Genomic DNA, 16,371 nt, shown 5'->3' on the forward strand with positions numbered 1-16,371 from the left:
GCGGTTTTGTTGTTATAGGGACTATAATCGCGTTTATTTTGTATAACATCATTTTTAACTAGTGTGTGAATTGATGCTGTCTTCACCAACAATAGGTTGTGCACTAGAAGTAGTCAGTATTTTTTATATCTGATATATTCAAAGTTTGAGGTGGGGACCTGTTTTAAAATCTTACCATCTTCATCCCTATGAATCTCGTACTCCCTGTGTGTTTCAATGATATAACCATCCACTTCTTTGTCTTTATCTTTCTCATGAACATATTCAAATTCAGGTATGATCGTTTCGAGAATGTCCTCAGTTGTGCCAATTCTGGCATTTGTCTCTAAAGACTCTATGTCAGAGTATTTCTGGGATATTTGAGGACTGTTATAGACCAAGTAAATACAGAGTAAGAGTAGACCTGATAAGGCGATTATTCGTTTCAATTTTATAGGCTCCTTTTGTTGAAGTTTCATTTAATCCATATGCCTGTCCATTGATTTATATAACTATCTAGTGATTAGTACCAAAAAAGTACGCATCGTTTTTTTAAAATATAAGTTAGTTTTCTTTTGGGGGGTTTTTGTGTCAAAGTATGTTAGCGTTTTTTTCTTAACTCTAATGGTAAGTCTTATTTTCTTTTTTATATTTGCTTCATTCTTTATGGGTGGTGGCGATCCGGCAGAAGAGATGGTATTAACGTTAGGAACAATAATTGTCATTCTTCTATCATTTCTAATAACGCAGACCTTCTATTTAATCGAATTGGTCAAAAAGAAACGGTGACTTCCTTTTTAAAAAATGGTTGCATGGAGACGTGAAGGGATTACAACCTTCGTCGTTGTACTTATTGAACCGACGAGAAGAAAGAATTACGAAGAGGTGAAAAAATTGTTTATTGGCCGTGCTTTATATTTATTAGGAATGGCTTTTGTTTTCTTTAGTGTATTAGGGATTATAATGGTTTCTTTTTCAGATAGTGGTGGAGATATAGCACTTCTGATATTTGCTTTGCTGAATGGATTAATTGCAATGGGTGTGGGAGAAATTGTTATAGATTTAAATCATCGCCAGAGGGTTGAAAAGATGAATAAAGAATAAGGACTGTTAGATCACTGTGAAGCAGTTGTGCATAAAGAGTTGAAGTCGAATTGAAAATATAAGATTTGGAGGTACATATGATGTACGAATATAAATTTGTAGAGACTTCCCTGGGAGGATTTTTTTCTTCAGCAACACATAGGGAAACTATTAGTGAATATGCAGCTGAAGGGTGGAGATTAGTACAAGTATTACCCTTGGAGTACAATGGGAACGGAAAACCAAGGTCTTATGAAATCATCTTTGAAAGACTTATTCAGGATTAGCGTAATTAGAATGTATGAGGGTGTTGATCCAGAAAGGATTGACGCTTTTTTTTTAGAATTAGAGTGTAAGAACTAGTTAAGTAGCTATGTTTAAAAGGAACAATAGTATTATGGTAAAATATAACATGTGTGTGATTATAAGGGGGGTACATGTGAAGAATATTGGATTTATATTTATAGGTATTTTTTTATTATTGGTTGGCTGTAATAGCAATTCATTAAATGAGCCAGTTAAAGAAGAAAAGAAAACAGATCAATTCAGCTTAGTAATAGAGGGAGATAAGAAACTTTACCAAGAAGACGAAAACATACAAATTAGTGCTTACTTAAAATATATTGGTGAAAAAGATATAGAGTTTACTTCTGAACCTACAATCACAATCGTAATTAGAAATTATGAAGGTGGAAATGTAATTGAAGAAATTGACTTTAATGATATTAAAACAACTATTAAAAAAGAAGAAAAGTTTTCTCAAACATTAAATGGGATCTATCTTGAAGAAGGAAAATATGATGTATTTGTTCAAACTTCACCTTTCTCGGTTGATTCAAGTCAGTTGAGTTTAAGCACAGAACCAATTGTATTTGAAGTGAAAAATTATAGGGAATTTTAAGTTCATGATAGGGACTGATTAGATGGCTGATTTTTCAAAAGAACTGAAAAGAAAAACTGAATAGCATCCTATCCTCACAACTCTATTCATAACGTTTTGGATTTGGTATGGATCCTATCGTCTGGGAATTAATGTTGGGGAGTTCAATGCAAATTTTAACAATTAAACTTAAAGTGCGTTGATCCTAGAAGGATTGATGCCTTTTTCTCGTTGAAATACGTTTGGATCAATGAGAAGTTAAGTTACATTATTGGGAGGTACAAAATGAAACTTAAGTTGAGTTGGTTATTTTACACTTTATCTATTATCGGTGTAGTAGCTGTTACTTTGGCATTTTTCAATATTGGAAGAGAATTTTTTGATAGAAATAAAAGTTGGTTTTTGGCATCCCTATGGATTGGTTTGATCGGTAATTCAATTTTAAAAAGGAGTAAAAAGAAACAAAGCATAAGCTAGTGAGTTAGGGCAATATTAACGCTCCGGCTTTTGCACATCTTTGCGTACAAAAGCCGAAAGCGATAACCAATTGGAAAATTGAATTGGTTCTCTTAAGGCATTATCTTAAAGATGGTAAAGATTAATCGTATATTACTGCTTTTCCTTGTTCTCGTAACTTTTTTAAAAATGTAAGCATATGATTTATTTCTTCATCGCTATGTCTTTCCCATGAACTTAATTCTGCTACTATTTTTAAAGGAGATTTAGACCTGTAAGAACGTGTTGGGTTGCCAGGGAATTTTTTGTCAGTCAGGTTTGGATCATTTTCAAAATCACCTAATGGTTCTACAATGAAAATTCTTTCTTTGGATTTAGATGTTGCTAATTCAGCACCCCATTTAGCAGCATCCAATGTTGCAGTGAAGTATATATAGTTAGATTTTTTATCTTGGTAATTTGATAGGTGTTGTGGTTCTAATAAATCTCCAATTTTTAGTTCGGCTTTAGTACCATGAAAAAAAGGCCCATGATCCAAGACATCTTTTTTGTCATTCATATTCATTCCACCTCTTAAATTTTTAGATTTGTGAATACCAGTATATTATTGGAATTACTAAAAGAGTAGTCTATAAATAATTTATAAATAGTTGTATAATGTAAGTAGAGAGAATGATTTCGAACGAAATTATCAATTATGTACGTTTTGATTTAGCATCATCATTTTGGGTTATTGCCGATTTTCGGACAACACATGGTTCTATACATATAAAGTGATATTTAGAAATAGGGTGCGTTGATCCAGGAGGGATTAACCGCCTTTTTTATTGAATTTCAGGGTAAACAAACGGGAGTTTAGTTGAACTAAACTTGGAGTTGAAACCTAGGATGTGATTGTATGTTTCACGATGGATTTCCTTTTAATTTGAGAGAAGATGTAACTAAAGTAATCAAACTCATTTCACAAAAGGTTTATAATAATGTCACTATTGGAGAATCACAGGAAATTGTTGAGTATTTACAAGGTGAAAACTTGATTAAATTTCCTTATCGTATATACAACATTGATAATTCAGATGAATTTATAGACAGTTTAAATGAACAACAAAAAATGATTGTGTATTGCATTTATTCACGGAGTTGTGACGGTTTTGTAAGACAAAAACACTTGAATTCATTGCTTTTGATGGATTACGAAGATTGGGCTATTCCATACATCGTAAAAGTATGTGATGAATATGTCGTAGAAATATTAGAAATGACTTATGAAATCTTAAAAGAACAGGACACGGAACGGATCAAGAAATTTTGCCTTCAAAATAATGTTTTGTTTTGCAAAAGCTATAATAGAATGATTAGCTATTGGAACGAATATTACAGATTTAAAAACAAAAATTTTCAACAGTATATTGGCAGGAAACTATTTAGAGATTGTTTTGGATACTCTAAATCAATTGAAGCAGGGAAAACAGGAGGATGTGAATCGATACACTTTGACTAAAGGTTGCTCATATTGTATAAGATTTTTAATATTATTGATGTGAAAATAATAAATCTTTAAAAATGGAGTCCCCAAACTGATGTAAGTTTGGGCACTCCTATAGGAATTACACCATAAAAGGGTACTGCAGGAATTTTGGTTACACTGTTACAAACTATTTCTTAAACTTCTCCGGGAACTGTTTTACAACTGCATCTGAAATGGCATCGGACATCATGATGATATGAGTCAATCCGTCATCAATTGAGACAATTCTTGCTTGCCAATCTTTTTTCAAGCTTGCATTAAGGTCATCTGCTACCATTTCCAGGTGAGTATACAGTAACTTTTTTACATCTTCGTTTTTTAGATTTGGGTTGGCGTCGCTAAGGAAGGCGGCGATATCGTCAGCATTTCTATACCATTCTTTGTTTAGCTGGTCTAACTTTGCTTTATCTCCACTTTTGGCTGCTTCCACAATGCCGCCGGCAATAACGATATGCTCCTTAAGCAAGTCTGTAAGTTTGTTTCCAGCTTCCTCTCCGTATACCGGTTTGATGGAGTTTCCGATATCCTCCTGGTTTCTCAGCAGTCTCTCAAGCACATCTTTTTGATCCTCCGCACCTGCTGTCGTGGCACTGGTGATATAGTTGCTTGTCCACAATACATGGTCAACCCAAAGTCTCCGGAAATCATTCTCGAACTTTACCTCAGATTGGGTTATACATTTGTGATGCGGTTTAGCGTAGGCAGGAGTTGTTCCGGCCATCATATTCAGCGGCAATAATAACATAAAACCCATTAACAATAATTTTTTCATGCTGCACATTCTCCTTCGCAGGTTAATAACATCCTCCATTATTATTAATACATGGCATTTCTTTTATCCAAAACTGCAAAATAAATAGACCGCCAAATGGCGGCCACTAAAACTATTGCAATTTACTTAAATCATAATACTGAACAGTCTTACCATCACGGTCGAACTGGATGATCAATTTGTTCTTGTTAAATTGATAGATGAATTGTCCGCATGTCGCGCTTTGGTAACAGGAGACATTCTTTACTTCATTAGGGTATCCATATACATCAATAACCTGGCTTTTGACTTTCGGAAGGGAGCTAAGTTTTAAATATTCCGGATAGACTTGTAGTCCGAATACGGAACCATTCTCCATATTGAAATTCACGCGAACTCCTGCACCCTCACCATTGTAATACAGCGACCTGATATTCAACTGGTCCTCTGTTTTTACCGGCTTTCCGAACTGGTGCAGAAGCTGGCTATATGTGGATCCAATGTGTACGCCATGAACATGAAGATTGTTACTTGTTACAATGTAGGCATCTTTAATCCCGTTTTTGCGCAATAAATCATTTTGCTTCTCCGCATTTGCCTTTCTTGAAAAGACACCAGCCTGGATACGGTAATAAGTTTTTTCGTTAATGACTTTTGTGACGACCGTAGCTTCAATTCCTTTCTTTTTCAGATTAGCGATTTGCTTTGTTGCATTGTCTTTCTTTGTAAAAGAACCTCCAACAACTGCATACATCGGTTTCGATTCTGTCACGCCAGGGAGCAGCAGTTTTTGGCCAATATAGATGGTATTGTTCTTTAACCCGTTGAAATCCTTCAACTCCTGGACAGTCAGGTTGTGTTTCTTTGAAATACTGTATAGTGTATCACCTTTTTTAACAGTCAGAGAATGATCATCTGCATAACCAAACCCATTCGCGAAAAAAAGTAATGAAATCATCAACAAGATGCCCAACCCGAGCTGTATGAAACGTTTTGTTTTCTTCATTTTTATCACCTCAAATAGTTTGACGTGATGATTTGAACTAAGTTTCGAACGGATGAGCCTATTTTTACATGGTGGAAAAAATGGGTGGTAAAAAGGGGGGAGCCCTTGAAACGACTATTGACATTGCTAACTGTAAGGTTTAATATTACAGTATCGCTATTTTAATATCTAAAAAGATTCTATTGTTGTTTATCTGTAATTTTTATTATTACAGTTAGACGGAGGAGCTGTTGATCAATGGTTACTTTATATATCACATCAAGTTGTGCGTCTTGCCGAAAAGCAAAAGCCTGGCTGCAGGAACATCAAATTGATTTTATTGAAAGAAATATCGTATCTGAGCCACTTACTGTTGATGAAATCAAATCGATCCTTCGATTGACCGAGGATGGAACAGAAGAGATTATTTCGACGAACTCAAAAACCTATAAGCAGCTGGATCTGGATATTGATTCTCTTCCGCTGAATCAACTATATGAACTCATCAGAAGAAATCCGCAAATGCTGCGCCGCCCGATTATCCAGGACCATAAACGGCTGCAGGTTGGCTACAATGAAGAAGAGATTCGCAGCTTCTTGCCGCGCAAGCTACGTACATTCACTGGCTTAGAGTGGGATAGGATGGCGAACTAGTAGCTTTTGCTTTCAATTGGACTGGATGAAAGGTAATATATAGCGTAACAAATTGTTACTTTTGTTAGGAGGCAGGCAATGAACAGCGATTTTACCCTGGCCATTCATAGTTTAACCCTGCTTGCACTGCAGCCGGACAGAATGTCGACAAGCGAAGCCATCTCAGAGAGTGCAGGGGTTCATCCCGTGCGGATCCGCAAAGTGCTGGGCTTGTTAAAAAAGCATGGTTTTATTAAGTCAAAAGAAGGAACCGGCGGCGGCTTCATTTTTGCGCTCGATTTAAATGAAGTTAACCTCTGGGATATATATAAGCTGACCTCCGAAGGTGCACTGCAGCCAAAGTGTCCTGACTCTAATGAAAAATGTGTCGTCGGCGCGAATATGCACAAGGTCCTGTTTGCTATTTTTCTCGGTGCCGAAGAACACTTGGGAGAATATTTGAAGCATTATTCGATTAAAGAAATAGTGGACTTGGTAAAAGAAACGAACTGTTGTGACTAAGGAGTCCACGACTTCTTAGCTGGTAAATGTAATGAAAAATATTACAGATTAAATGAATGAGGTGACTTATATGTTTTCCAATAATAATAGTATTTTAAGAGTAGGCGATTGGATCAAAGGGAAATCCCGGGATGGAGAATTATTCATCGGATATATAGAGTCACTTGCGATACTGGATGAAAAGGTTAATGCAACGATTACATCAAGTGATGACGAATCCATGGTTGGCAAAACCATTCCGATTTCTACAAATGAAGTCAAAAAACTGCCTGATCCGAAGGTGAAAAATAAAGAACAAATTCAATACCTTATTGACCTCGCGCTAGCCACTGGCGATGAGGAATGGTTCCTAGAGCTTTCTGGAAAGCTTAATTCCATGAGGGAACTAGTCAAGGGTGTGTAAAAAATAAAGACGGTCCTTCCTATATAATGGAGGACCGTCTTTTTGCTATTTCATTCCAAGTGCCTTTTTGGTGGCTGGCCCGGCGATTCCGTCTACCTTCAGCTTCTTCGCTTTTTGGAATTTCTTTACGGCGGCTTCTGTAGCTGGCCCAAAGACTCCGTCGATTCCCTTTGTGCTGTATCCTTTATTCGTTAGGGCCTGTTGCAGCTGCTTCACTTCTGCTCCGCGCATGCCTTTTTTAAGGACTGTGCTTGTTGGTGCAGCGATGACAGGAACTGCAGCCTGGCCTGTAACCTTATATCCGTTAGCGGATGCGATCGCGTTAAAGGACTTTTTGGAAGTAGTGATGACAACCGGAGTATTGACTTTTACCTGATCATAAAGCCACTGAACCTCGTTATCATACATCCGCACGCAACCAGCACTTACATATCCGCCGATAGATTTAGGATTATTGTTTCCGTGGATGGCATAAGTTGTTCCCCATGTTCCTCTCGCGTTAATTCCTAGCCACCTGTCGCCAAGCGGGTTTTTTGGGTCACCGCCTGGGATATTCCCGCTATAATAAGGGCGATTCTTGATTTTGTTAACGACTTTGAACTTCCCCTCGGGCGTATAAGAAGCTTTGCGCCCAGTACCCACCTTAAACGTTTTTACCAGTTTATTATTTTTGTAATAAGCCAGTTGATTGTTAGACTTATTGATAATAATCATGTCCCCGCCAGCAGCCTCTGCAGGTGCCTCAAAGAACAGCAACGACAATAAAAGCATCATCGAAACCAGCAACTTTTTCATTCCCATCCCCCTTGATTTCAAGTGCAGGCCTATCTTCCAGAAATGGTCTACGGGCATGCAATTTTCAAAAATATATTTTCACTCTTATAAACGATTTTTTATCATAAAAGTTACATATTTTTCCGTTATATGGTAATAAACTGTATGACAAAAAAATCGAGTTATTTGTCGTTTTATGGAGGTTTTTTGAAGAAAAACGATTCAACTTCTGTAAATCTTCCCATAATGGTTAAGGAAGGAGTGGGAGTGTTGAATCATTATTTATCAATTGCAGTAGAATTGGCGAGTGGATTTGTATTTCTTTTTATCATGACAAAATTGCAAGGGAAGACGCAGTTCTCTCAAATTACGCCGTTTGATTTTATTTCGGCGATCATCCTTGGTGAGCTGGTAGGGAACGCAATATATGACCATGAAGTAAAGATAGGTGAAATCGCCTTTGCCGTTACCTTGTGGGGTGTGCTTGTTTATGTTACAGAGACGGTTACGCAAAAGTTCCTCGGTTCTCGAAAGCTGCTTGAGGGGGAGCCGAACATAGTGGTCCGCAAAGGTAAGATTAAATTCGAGGCCTTGAAAAAAGCAAAGCTGGATATCAATCAGCTTCAAAGTCTTGTTAGGCAGCAAGGCTACTTTTCACTTCGCGAAGTAGAATACGCGATCATCGAAACGAATGGAATGGTCAGTGTCCTGCCCAAAGCGGATTATGACACGCCTAAAAATAGCGATATGAAAATCAAAGCTGCCGACCCAAGCTTGCCGATCAACATGATCCTTGATGGGGAAGTGGTTCGCGAAAACTTAAAAGAAGCCGGGTTCGATGAGCAGTGGCTGAAAAATGAATTAGAGAAGCAAAAAATCCACCATTTTGAAGACGTGATATTTGCGGAGTGGATGGAGAATGAACCGCTTTTTGTGCTGGAATATGAGAAGAAGGCGAACTAAAATGAGCTGAGTTAGGCACTTGCTGAGTCAGCTTTTTTGAGTAGGGTAGTTTAAATTCGAACTCCTTGAGATTTTTGACTCGAATTGGCCTTCTGGGAATAAAAAGTGTTCAACCAGGAATATAATTGGGGCAACCGGGAATAAAAAGAGTTCAACCGGGAATATAATTGGGGCAACCGGAAATAAAAAGTGTTCAACCGGAATTAAAATTGGAGCAACCGGGAATAAAAAGGGTTCAACCGGGATTAAAATTAGGTCAACGGGGATTAAAAGAGAACCAAAGGGGATTAAGTGGGCCTAACCGTTAAAAAATTCTCTGCAACCGTTAAATTATTTGCTCTAACCGTATAATTTTATGGGCCAACCGTAGAAATATTGGTACCAACCGTTAAATTACGAATAATTAACGGTTAAAGCACAAAAAAAGCTGAACTAATGAATGATATTGGTTTCAGCTTTTTGAATTCAGCCAGAAAAATAACATCGGATTCAGCACACTCAAACCTAAAATGGCCAAAGCGAGAAAGAAAGTCGTTGGGTCTCCTCCTAGTCCAATTTCATCGACGATAATTGCATCATAATAGGTGACTTGGACAGTGATAACCCCCAAAATGAAGGATAGACTTACAACGTTGAAACCCTTCAGCAACTTTTCGCGCAACTTGGGTGAAAGGATCATTATAAATAGCAAGATTGATAGACTCAGCAGGGTGAAGAATATTGGCCGCATAAGTGTAAATGCTCCATCGGTAACGAAAGTTCCATATGTATACATAAATGTCCTCCATATAATGAATTTATTTATTTTACCATAAATTAGTAATTTTGACTGGAATGATCCTTTACGAGGATAGATGCTATTGAGTCGGGGGAAATTAACCAAAACATAACATAGGGTGATGTTTATGTACCACAGGTTAGCAAGTTTCCTGTTTTTCATTATTATAATTGGTGTGCATAGCGATACAGTGAGTGCCAGGCCAAGCCCATTTGAAAAAATCTACATAGAAATAGGCTATAAAACGGTTGAAGAGGCCGTGCAACAATTTGAACATCATTTCAATCAGGATTTAAAGTTACCTTTGAGAGTTCCACCTATAGAATTTACACATCATTTTGGAAGGTTCAATGACTTAGAAGGGGATGTGAATGACACTTTAGAACTCCAATTTTTAAATGAAAATTCGCCTGAAAGTCACTATAAAATTGATGTTCGCCCTATTAACTACAGGATTCCAATGAAAGGTGAAAACACCTTTAAACTAAAGAACGGTAACAATGCAATGTTTGCAAATGTTGGGGGTTTCAATCTGTTTGTCCTTGAACAAGACGGCTGGCAATACATTTTTAGCATCGATAAAAGAGTATCCAATCATGTGACGCCTGAGGTTTTTGTTGAAATAGCTAATTCAATTGATTGAAAGATTGAATAAGTACTAAATCATCTATCTCGGGAAACCATCTTAACAAATTTAACCTAAATCCTTTCCTTTTTTTCTGAATTCTGTATACTAATAAGTGAACTGAATAGCAGTAACTAGGGGTGCCCAATGGCTTGGGCTGAGAAAGGAACGCGCTAAAGTTTCTTGACTCTTTGGACCTGATCTGGATCATACCAGCGTGGGGAAGTTAGATTGTACAAGATTTTTGTGCAAAAAACATTCGCGGTTAAGCCGGTCCATATTTATGTGGACCGGCTTTTTTACATACTAGAGAACTTCTTTGTGACCAGATCTCGTCCCAACATTTTAAAAAGGGAGAGATGATCAATGACGACAGCAAACTCATTAAACCAGGACAGCATTGCAATTATGTCAAGCTTTTCTGGGAGCAAAAAGGTCTATGTGGAGGGGTCTCAGCACGATATTAGAGTACCGATGCGTGAAATCGAATTAAGCCCAACCAGCGGAAGTTTTGGAGAGGAAATTAATGAGCCGGTTCGCGTGTATGATACGAGCGGCCCTTATACGGATCCTACGTACATTGCAGATCTAAGAAAAGGTCTTCCTGCACTGAGAAGCCGGTGGATTCAGGAACGTGGAGATGTTGAAGAGTATGACGGGCGAGAAATAAAGCCTGAGGATAACGGCTACCATGATGAACATGACCCTCGTGCTAATCACAAAGTTTTTCCGGGACTATCCCGCAAGACATTTAGAGCAAAAAGCGGAAAGAATGTTACTCAGCTTCACTATGCCAAAAAGGGAATCATTACACCTGAGATGGAGTTCATCGCCATCCGGGAAAACATGGATCCTGAATTTGTACGTTCTGAAGTAGCTAGAGGCAGGGCGATCATTCCTGCCAATATCAATCATCCTGAGACGGAACCGATGATTATCGGCAGGAATTTTCATGTGAAAATCAATGCGAACATTGGGAACTCGGCCGTTACCTCCTCTATCGAAGAAGAAGTGGAAAAAATGACCTGGGCAACTCGCTGGGGTGCAGATACAATCATGGATTTGTCTACCGGAAAAAACATTCATACAACTCGTGAATGGATTATCAGAAACTCTGCTGTTCCGGTCGGCACCGTTCCGATCTATCAGGCGCTTGAAAAGGTGAACGGCATTGCCGAAGATCTTACGTGGGAAGTATACAGAGACACCTTGATCGAACAGGCGGAACAGGGCGTTGACTATTTTACCATCCATGCAGGAGTTTTGTTGAGATACGTTCCGCTGACAGCAAAGCGATTGACCGGAATCGTATCGCGTGGCGGCTCGATCATGGCTCAATGGTGCTTGCATCATCATAAAGAAAACTTTTTATATACGCACTTTGAAGAAATCTGCGAAATCATGAAAACCTATGATGTGGCCTTTTCTTTGGGGGATGGCTTGCGTCCTGGATCAATTGCCGATGCCAATGATGAAGCCCAATTTGCAGAACTCGAAACACTAGGGGAATTGACGAAGGTTGCGTGGGAGCACGATGTTCAGGTAATGGTTGAGGGACCTGGACATGTTCCGATGCATTTAATCAAGGAGAACATGGATAAGCAACTGGAAATTTGCCAGGAGGCGCCTTTTTATACCCTTGGGCCACTTACGACAGATATTGCCCCAGGGTATGACCACATCACCTCTGCAATTGGTGCGGCGATGATTGGCTGGTATGGCACGGCCATGCTCTGCTACGTGACGCCTAAAGAACATTTAGGTTTGCCTAATAAAGATGATGTGCGCGAGGGTGTGATCACTTATAAAATCGCAGCGCATGCCGCTGACCTGGCAAAAGGCCATCCAGGAGCACAAAAAAGAGATAACGCCCTGTCAAAAGCCCGTTTTGAATTCCGTTGGAGAGATCAATTCAATCTATCTCTGGATCCTGAACGCGCTATAGAATACCACGATGAAACATTGCCGGCTGAAGGTGCTAAAACTGCTCACTTCTGTTCCATGTGCGGTCCCAAATTTTGCAGCATGAGAATTTCCCAGGATATCCGGAATTATGCAAAAGAGAATAAGCTGGACACGGCTGAAGCAATCGAGAAAGGGCTTGTTGAGAAAGCAGAGGAATTTAAAAAAGCGGGAGGAAGCATTTATCAGTAAATGGAAAACCTTGAGCTAATTTAGAAGTGGAAAAGAAAGCCACTTTCAATCCAGAAGGTGGTTCTGACATATTTTTAAAAGGAGAAAGCCTGAATGAGGAAACAACTGCATGTTATTTCAGATGGAAGGCTTTCTCTTAAGGCTTTTGCTGAGATAGCCGGGGAAGTGGAACCCTTTGCTGACAAGTTCCACATAAGGGAAAAACATCGGACATCAAGGGAGATTTATGAAGGTGTCGAACTGCTGATTCATGTGGGAATCCCCCTTCATAAAATTGTCATCAATGATCGGTTGGATGTGGCATGGGCATGTAAAACAGGTGTGCAGCTTGCTTTCCACAGTCTTCCTGTCCATGTTGTCAAAAAGCATTTTCCAGACTTAACGATCGGCTGCTCTATCCATTCTTCTGAAGAAGCTATTGCTGCAGTGATGCAGGGGGCAGGTTATCTTTTGTTTGGGCACGTATTTGAATCGCAATCCAAGTTGGGAATCCAACCGAGGGGAATAGAAGCCCTCGAGGCTGTAAAAAAGAAAGTGGGCATTCCGGTTTATGCAATTGGCGGAATCAAACCAGATAATGTCCATCAGGTGCTAAATGCAGGAGCAGATGGCATTGCTGTGATATCGGGGATTTTACATGCAAAGGATCCACGCGAGGCAGCAAAAACATTTTCAAAGAAACTGAATCAGGAGGCATAGGGAATGAGAAAGCATTTTGACTCCTTAATTGTCGGAGGGGGCATCATCGGGAGCTCCATAGCTTTTCAACTGGCCAAAAGAGGATACAAAGTAGCTGTTTTGGAAAAGGGAAAGATTGCAGGTAAGGCGTCAGGGGCAGCGGCAGGTATGTTAGGAACCCAAACGGAGCTTACAGAAGATGGACCGCTTTTCCGGCTGGCATGCAAAAGCCGGGCTATGTATCAAAGCCTGATTCCTGAACTTGAAGAATTATCCCAAATGCATATAGGCTACCAAAATAAAGGCACGTATAAAGTGGCCGTCACTATCGAGCAGGAGCTGGAATTAAGAAGATTGGCAGAAAGCCAGGTGAAAATGGGGGAGCAGGCTGAATGGCTTTCAATGGAAAAACTGTCCAAACGAGAGCCAGGCTTGTCAACCCTATTGCGAGGAGCTATGTATTTACCGAATGACGGACAGGTTGAGGCATATGAATTGTCCCTTGCCTTTGCAAAAGCTTCCATGATTCTTGGCGCTGCATTTTATGAGTTTAGCAATGTAGTAGATTTTATTTTAAAAGAGGGAAGGGTTCAGGGAGTTAAAACCTCCACGGGAGGATTCCATGCAGATACCGTTATTGTCGCTTCCGGTGTCTGGAGCAGGTCGGTCCTTGAAAAGGCGGGCCTTTCACTTCCAATCATTCCAGTAAAAGGGGAGTGCTTCACGGTAATACCTGAAAAGCCGCTTATTATGGGGACGGTTTTCTCCCCTGGTTGTTATATTGTTCCGAAGGCTTCAGGAAGATTGCTTGTCGGCGCTACCGTAAAGGCAAACTCATTCGATGAGAGAGTGACCATGGAAGGTTTATCCTTGCTTATGAAAAAAGCCCAAAACCTCGTTCCTGAGATTGGGAAGGCAGAATGGGATCGAGCATGGGCCGGAATACGTCCACAATCGGCAGATGGACTGCCATATTTAGGGGAACATCCCGCTTATAAAGGATTATTTATTGCCACAGGCCATTTCCGTAACGGAATCCTCCTTGCACCGGTCACAGGGGAACTTATGGCAGATTTAATTGAAGGCAAAGCAGATCAGCATAATCCATTTAAATTAACTCGACTCAAAACCATAGTTGAGACTGAAAAAGAGGTGCTTTTATGAAGGTAGTGGTTAACGGAAATGCCATGGAGGTTCCAGACTCAGTTAATAGGCTTTCCCTCTTGCTTCAGCATTTTAATTTGGAGGAGAAGGTCGTCATTATTGAGCAAAACCAGCAGATTATCGATAAAGCCCTGCATGCTGAAACCATGCTGACAGAGGGAGACAGAATCGAAATCGTCCATTTTGTAGGAGGCGGATGAAATGTTGAAAATTGGATCATATCAATTTAAATCGCGCTTGTTGCTGGGAACAGGGAAATATCCTAGCTTTGATGTTCAGAAAGAAGCAGTTGTAGCGTCAGGGTCAGAAGTGCTTACCTTTGCTGTCCGCAGGATGAACATCTTTGAAGCGAACCAGCCAAATTTTTTGGAAAAGCTGGAGCTCGATAAATATAAGCTTCTGCCCAATACGGCCGGAGCCAAGACAGCAGAGGAAGCGGTGAGAATTGCCAGGCTCGCCAAAGCCTCCGGACTTTGCGACATGATTAAAGTAGAGGTCATTGGCTGCAGCAAAACACTTCTCCCTGATCCGGTTGAAACACTTAAAGCAGCGGAAATTCTATTGGAGGAAGGGTTTATTGTCCTGCCTTACATTTCTGATGATGTGGTGCTTGCCAGGAAAATAGAAGAACTCGGCTGCCATGCCGTAATGCCTTGTGCTTCGCCAATTGGATCAGGACAGGGAATCATCAATCCTATGAATCTCCAATTCATTACGGAGCAGGCGAATGTGCCAGTTATCGTAGATGCAGGAATTGGAAGCCCGGCGGATGCAGCACTGGCGATGGAGCTGGGTGCTGATGGGGTTTTATTAAATACAGCAGTATCAGCTGCGGAAGATCCGGTCAAAATGGCCAGGGCCATGAAGCTGGCCGTTGAAGCAGGGCGGCTGGGCTATGAAGCAGGACGAATGCCGCGAAGAAGATATGCATCAGCAAGCAGCCCGGAGGAAGGGATGGTTTTTAGTTGAATGAACGCTATTCCAGACAAATCTTATTTTCGCCGATTGGCAAGGAAGGGCAAAAGAATTTAAAAGAAAAACATGTCCTGATCATCGGAGCCGGGGCACTGGGTTCTGCGAATGCCGAAACGCTCACGAGGGCAGGAGTTGGGACGATAACAATTGCCGATCGTGATTATGTGGAGTGGAGTAATCTGCAGCGTCAGCAGCTGTATTGTGAAGAAGATGTAAATCGTAAAACCCCGAAAGCCATTGCCGCAGCCAACCGATTGAAGTCAATAAATTCAGAGGTGCAGATCATACCTCGAGTGATGGATGTTGGGGTGCAGGAATTAGAGGAAATGATAGGTGGAATCGATTTAATTATTGACGCAAGTGACAATTTCGACATTCGTTTCCTGATCAATGATTCCGCACAAAAGCACAGGGTGCCTTGGATTTATGGAGGTTGTGTCGGAAGCTATGGGGTGAGTTATACAATCTTGCCTGGAGTGTCGCCATGTCTGAATTGCCTGATGGATAAATTGCCTTTGGGAGGTGTCACCTGTGATACAGTTGGAGTCATTCAGCCGGCTATTCAAATGGTCGCATCCTATCAGTCTGCGGAGGCATTGAAAATTTTAGTGTGTGAACTCGAGTCCTTGCGAGGGACACTGGTTTCATTCGATCTTTGGAAAAATCAATTCAGTTCCATAGATGTTTTCGGCTTGAAAAAATCGGAATGCTTGTCCTGTGGACATGAGCCATCTTATCCCTACCTTTCCTATGTGAATCAGACAAAGACCGCGCTGCTTTGTGGTAGGGAAACGGTTCAAATCAGGCCACCAGTTCTGCAGAACATAGATATTTCATCTCTGGAAAAATCCCTGGTAGCTCAAGGAATTAGCATCGAGAGGAATCCGTATTTGCTCACTTTCACAACCGACCAGGCCAGATTAGTTGTGTTCCACGATGGAAGAGTGCTTGTCCATGGAGTAAGAGACGTCCAGCAAGCTAAAAAAATTTATTATCGTTTTCTGAGATCCTAAAAAGTTTCTGTTTTTTAAGGAGTAGGA

General features: G+C 40.2%; 22 protein-coding genes and 1 riboswitch. Of the genes, 16 read left to right on the top strand and 6 right to left on the bottom strand.

The window, feature by feature from the left end; all coding sequences use genetic code 11:
• Positions 1-113: 113 nt before the first annotated feature.
• Complete coding sequence (locus AC0VX7_RS10665; protein WP_475427795.1) at positions 114-428, bottom strand: hypothetical protein; 315 nt, start codon at positions 426-428, stop codon at positions 114-116.
• 445 nt (positions 429-873) lie between these two features.
• On the opposite strand from AC0VX7_RS10665, the gene AC0VX7_RS10670 reads away from it, so the two are divergent.
• From AC0VX7_RS10670 to AC0VX7_RS10685, 4 genes are all read left to right on the top strand, one after another.
• Positions 874-1,083, top strand: coding sequence for a hypothetical protein (locus tag AC0VX7_RS10670; protein WP_475427796.1), 210 nt, complete (start codon positions 874-876; stop codon positions 1,081-1,083).
• Positions 1,084-1,160: 77 nt separating this feature from the next.
• On the top strand, positions 1,161-1,349 hold the full coding sequence (locus AC0VX7_RS10675; RefSeq protein WP_475427797.1) for a DUF4177 domain-containing protein: 189 nt from the start codon (positions 1,161-1,163) through the stop codon (positions 1,347-1,349).
• A 152-nt stretch (positions 1,350-1,501) separates the two neighbouring features.
• On the top strand, positions 1,502-1,963 hold the full coding sequence (locus AC0VX7_RS10680) for a hypothetical protein (RefSeq protein WP_475427798.1): 462 nt from the start codon (positions 1,502-1,504) through the stop codon (positions 1,961-1,963).
• Positions 1,964-2,227: 264 nt separating this feature from the next.
• A complete protein-coding gene (locus AC0VX7_RS10685; RefSeq protein ID WP_041964354.1) occupies positions 2,228-2,419 on the top strand; it encodes a hypothetical protein in 192 nt (63 codons plus the stop codon).
• A 121-nt stretch (positions 2,420-2,540) separates the two neighbouring features.
• On the opposite strand, the gene arr is transcribed toward AC0VX7_RS10685, so the two are convergent.
• The gene (arr, locus tag AC0VX7_RS10690) at positions 2,541-2,957 is read right to left on the bottom strand and encodes an NAD(+)--rifampin ADP-ribosyltransferase (protein WP_475427799.1); all 417 of its coding nucleotides are present in this window, start codon (positions 2,955-2,957) and stop codon (positions 2,541-2,543) included.
• A gap of 339 nt (positions 2,958-3,296) precedes the next feature.
• On the opposite strand from arr, the gene AC0VX7_RS10695 reads away from it, so the two are divergent.
• Positions 3,297-3,899, top strand: a complete 603-nt coding sequence (locus tag AC0VX7_RS10695) for a hypothetical protein (RefSeq protein WP_475427800.1) — start codon at positions 3,297-3,299, stop codon at positions 3,897-3,899.
• 154 nt (positions 3,900-4,053) lie between these two features.
• Here the strand turns inward: AC0VX7_RS10695 and AC0VX7_RS10700 are convergent, their stop codons facing one another.
• Together AC0VX7_RS10700 and AC0VX7_RS10705 are read right to left on the bottom strand one after the other, a co-directional pair.
• Positions 4,054-4,698: a glycosyltransferase gene (locus AC0VX7_RS10700; RefSeq protein ID WP_475427801.1), complete on the bottom strand. Its 645-nt coding sequence runs from the start codon at positions 4,696-4,698 to the stop codon at positions 4,054-4,056.
• Positions 4,699-4,810: 112 nt separating this feature from the next.
• A complete protein-coding gene (locus AC0VX7_RS10705) occupies positions 4,811-5,683 on the bottom strand; it encodes a LysM peptidoglycan-binding domain-containing protein (protein ID WP_475427802.1) in 873 nt (290 codons plus the stop codon).
• 237 nt (positions 5,684-5,920) lie between these two features.
• Here AC0VX7_RS10705 and spxA point away from each other — a divergent pair, with 237 nt between their 5' ends.
• The 3 genes from spxA to AC0VX7_RS10720 all read left to right on the top strand — a co-directional run bounded on the left by spxA (position 5,921) and on the right by AC0VX7_RS10720 (position 7,220).
• Positions 5,921-6,316, top strand: coding sequence for a transcriptional regulator SpxA (spxA, locus tag AC0VX7_RS10710; protein ID WP_475427803.1), 396 nt, complete (start codon positions 5,921-5,923; stop codon positions 6,314-6,316).
• 78 nt (positions 6,317-6,394) lie between these two features.
• Positions 6,395-6,817 carry an RrF2 family transcriptional regulator gene (locus AC0VX7_RS10715; protein ID WP_023614566.1) on the top strand — a complete coding sequence of 141 codons (423 nt, stop codon included), beginning with the start codon at positions 6,395-6,397 and terminating at the stop codon, positions 6,815-6,817.
• Between the two features lie 70 nt (positions 6,818-6,887).
• Entirely contained in the window at positions 6,888-7,220 is a 333-nt protein-coding gene (locus tag AC0VX7_RS10720) for an IDEAL domain-containing protein (protein ID WP_475427804.1), read from the top strand.
• A 45-nt stretch (positions 7,221-7,265) separates the two neighbouring features.
• Here AC0VX7_RS10720 and AC0VX7_RS10725 read toward each other — a convergent pair whose 3' ends face one another.
• Positions 7,266-8,015 (bottom strand): L,D-transpeptidase family protein, encoded by a 750-nt coding sequence (locus AC0VX7_RS10725; protein ID WP_475427805.1) that lies wholly within the window; start codon positions 8,013-8,015, stop codon positions 7,266-7,268.
• Between the two features lie 249 nt (positions 8,016-8,264).
• On the opposite strand from AC0VX7_RS10725, the gene AC0VX7_RS10730 reads away from it, so the two are divergent.
• A complete protein-coding gene (locus tag AC0VX7_RS10730) occupies positions 8,265-8,957 on the top strand; it encodes a DUF421 domain-containing protein (protein WP_475428134.1) in 693 nt (230 codons plus the stop codon).
• 451 nt (positions 8,958-9,408) lie between these two features.
• On the opposite strand, the gene AC0VX7_RS10735 is transcribed toward AC0VX7_RS10730, so the two are convergent.
• Positions 9,409-9,732 carry a hypothetical protein gene (locus AC0VX7_RS10735; protein ID WP_475427806.1) on the bottom strand — a complete coding sequence of 108 codons (324 nt, stop codon included), beginning with the start codon at positions 9,730-9,732 and terminating at the stop codon, positions 9,409-9,411.
• A 130-nt stretch (positions 9,733-9,862) separates the two neighbouring features.
• Here AC0VX7_RS10735 and AC0VX7_RS10740 point away from each other — a divergent pair, with 130 nt between their 5' ends.
• The 7 genes from AC0VX7_RS10740 (at position 9,863) to AC0VX7_RS10770 (ending at position 16,344) form a co-directional block, all read left to right on the top strand.
• Entirely contained in the window at positions 9,863-10,378 is a 516-nt protein-coding gene (locus AC0VX7_RS10740; RefSeq protein WP_475427807.1) for a hypothetical protein, read from the top strand.
• 108 nt (positions 10,379-10,486) lie between these two features.
• Positions 10,487-10,601: riboswitch (TPP riboswitch) on the top strand.
• Positions 10,602-10,726: 125 nt separating this feature from the next.
• Positions 10,727-12,514 (top strand): phosphomethylpyrimidine synthase ThiC, encoded by a 1,788-nt coding sequence (gene thiC / locus AC0VX7_RS10745; protein ID WP_475427808.1) that lies wholly within the window; start codon positions 10,727-10,729, stop codon positions 12,512-12,514.
• A gap of 93 nt (positions 12,515-12,607) precedes the next feature.
• Positions 12,608-13,213, top strand: coding sequence for a thiamine phosphate synthase (locus tag AC0VX7_RS10750; RefSeq protein ID WP_475427809.1), 606 nt, complete (start codon positions 12,608-12,610; stop codon positions 13,211-13,213).
• A 3-nt stretch (positions 13,214-13,216) separates the two neighbouring features.
• Positions 13,217-14,356 (top strand): glycine oxidase ThiO, encoded by a 1,140-nt coding sequence (gene thiO, locus AC0VX7_RS10755; protein ID WP_475427810.1) that lies wholly within the window; start codon positions 13,217-13,219, stop codon positions 14,354-14,356.
• Complete coding sequence (gene thiS, locus AC0VX7_RS10760; protein ID WP_475427811.1) at positions 14,353-14,556, top strand: sulfur carrier protein ThiS; 204 nt, start codon at positions 14,353-14,355, stop codon at positions 14,554-14,556. The genes thiO and thiS overlap by 4 nt, the downstream gene beginning before the upstream one ends.
• A gap of 1 nt (position 14,557) precedes the next feature.
• Positions 14,558-15,325, top strand: a complete 768-nt coding sequence (locus AC0VX7_RS10765; RefSeq protein WP_475427812.1) for a thiazole synthase — start codon at positions 14,558-14,560, stop codon at positions 15,323-15,325.
• Complete coding sequence (locus AC0VX7_RS10770; RefSeq protein ID WP_475427813.1) at positions 15,322-16,344, top strand: MoeB/ThiF family adenylyltransferase; 1,023 nt, start codon at positions 15,322-15,324, stop codon at positions 16,342-16,344. Before AC0VX7_RS10765 ends, AC0VX7_RS10770 begins: the two co-directional genes overlap by 4 nt.
• The last annotated feature ends 27 nt before the right edge of the window (positions 16,345-16,371 follow it).

The sequence above is a fragment of the Mesobacillus sp. QJM3NY_10 genome, from assembly GCF_056173465.1.

Coding starts and splice junctions, on each gene's coding strand:
- AC0VX7_RS10675 (WP_475427797.1), top strand. CDS start 1,161: ATGATGTACGAATATAAATTTGTAGAGACTTCCCTGGGAGGATTTTTT.
- AC0VX7_RS10685 (WP_041964354.1), top strand. CDS start 2,228: ATGAAACTTAAGTTGAGTTGGTTATTTTACACTTTATCTATTATCGGT.
- arr (WP_475427799.1), bottom strand. CDS start 2,957: ATGAATGACAAAAAAGATGTCTTGGATCATGGGCCTTTTTTTCATGGT.
- AC0VX7_RS10695 (WP_475427800.1), top strand. CDS start 3,297: ATGTTTCACGATGGATTTCCTTTTAATTTGAGAGAAGATGTAACTAAA.
- AC0VX7_RS10700 (WP_475427801.1), bottom strand. CDS start 4,698: ATGAAAAAATTATTGTTAATGGGTTTTATGTTATTATTGCCGCTGAAT.
- AC0VX7_RS10705 (WP_475427802.1), bottom strand. CDS start 5,683: ATGAAGAAAACAAAACGTTTCATACAGCTCGGGTTGGGCATCTTGTTG.
- spxA (WP_475427803.1), top strand. CDS start 5,921: ATGGTTACTTTATATATCACATCAAGTTGTGCGTCTTGCCGAAAAGCA.
- AC0VX7_RS10715 (WP_023614566.1), top strand. CDS start 6,395: ATGAACAGCGATTTTACCCTGGCCATTCATAGTTTAACCCTGCTTGCA.
- AC0VX7_RS10720 (WP_475427804.1), top strand. CDS start 6,888: ATGTTTTCCAATAATAATAGTATTTTAAGAGTAGGCGATTGGATCAAA.
- AC0VX7_RS10725 (WP_475427805.1), bottom strand. CDS start 8,015: ATGAAAAAGTTGCTGGTTTCGATGATGCTTTTATTGTCGTTGCTGTTC.
- AC0VX7_RS10735 (WP_475427806.1), bottom strand. CDS start 9,732: ATGTATACATATGGAACTTTCGTTACCGATGGAGCATTTACACTTATG.
- AC0VX7_RS10740 (WP_475427807.1), top strand. CDS start 9,863: ATGTACCACAGGTTAGCAAGTTTCCTGTTTTTCATTATTATAATTGGT.
- thiC (WP_475427808.1), top strand. CDS start 10,727: ATGACGACAGCAAACTCATTAAACCAGGACAGCATTGCAATTATGTCA.
- AC0VX7_RS10750 (WP_475427809.1), top strand. CDS start 12,608: ATGAGGAAACAACTGCATGTTATTTCAGATGGAAGGCTTTCTCTTAAG.
- thiO (WP_475427810.1), top strand. CDS start 13,217: ATGAGAAAGCATTTTGACTCCTTAATTGTCGGAGGGGGCATCATCGGG.
- thiS (WP_475427811.1), top strand. CDS start 14,353: ATGAAGGTAGTGGTTAACGGAAATGCCATGGAGGTTCCAGACTCAGTT.
- AC0VX7_RS10765 (WP_475427812.1), top strand. CDS start 14,558: ATGTTGAAAATTGGATCATATCAATTTAAATCGCGCTTGTTGCTGGGA.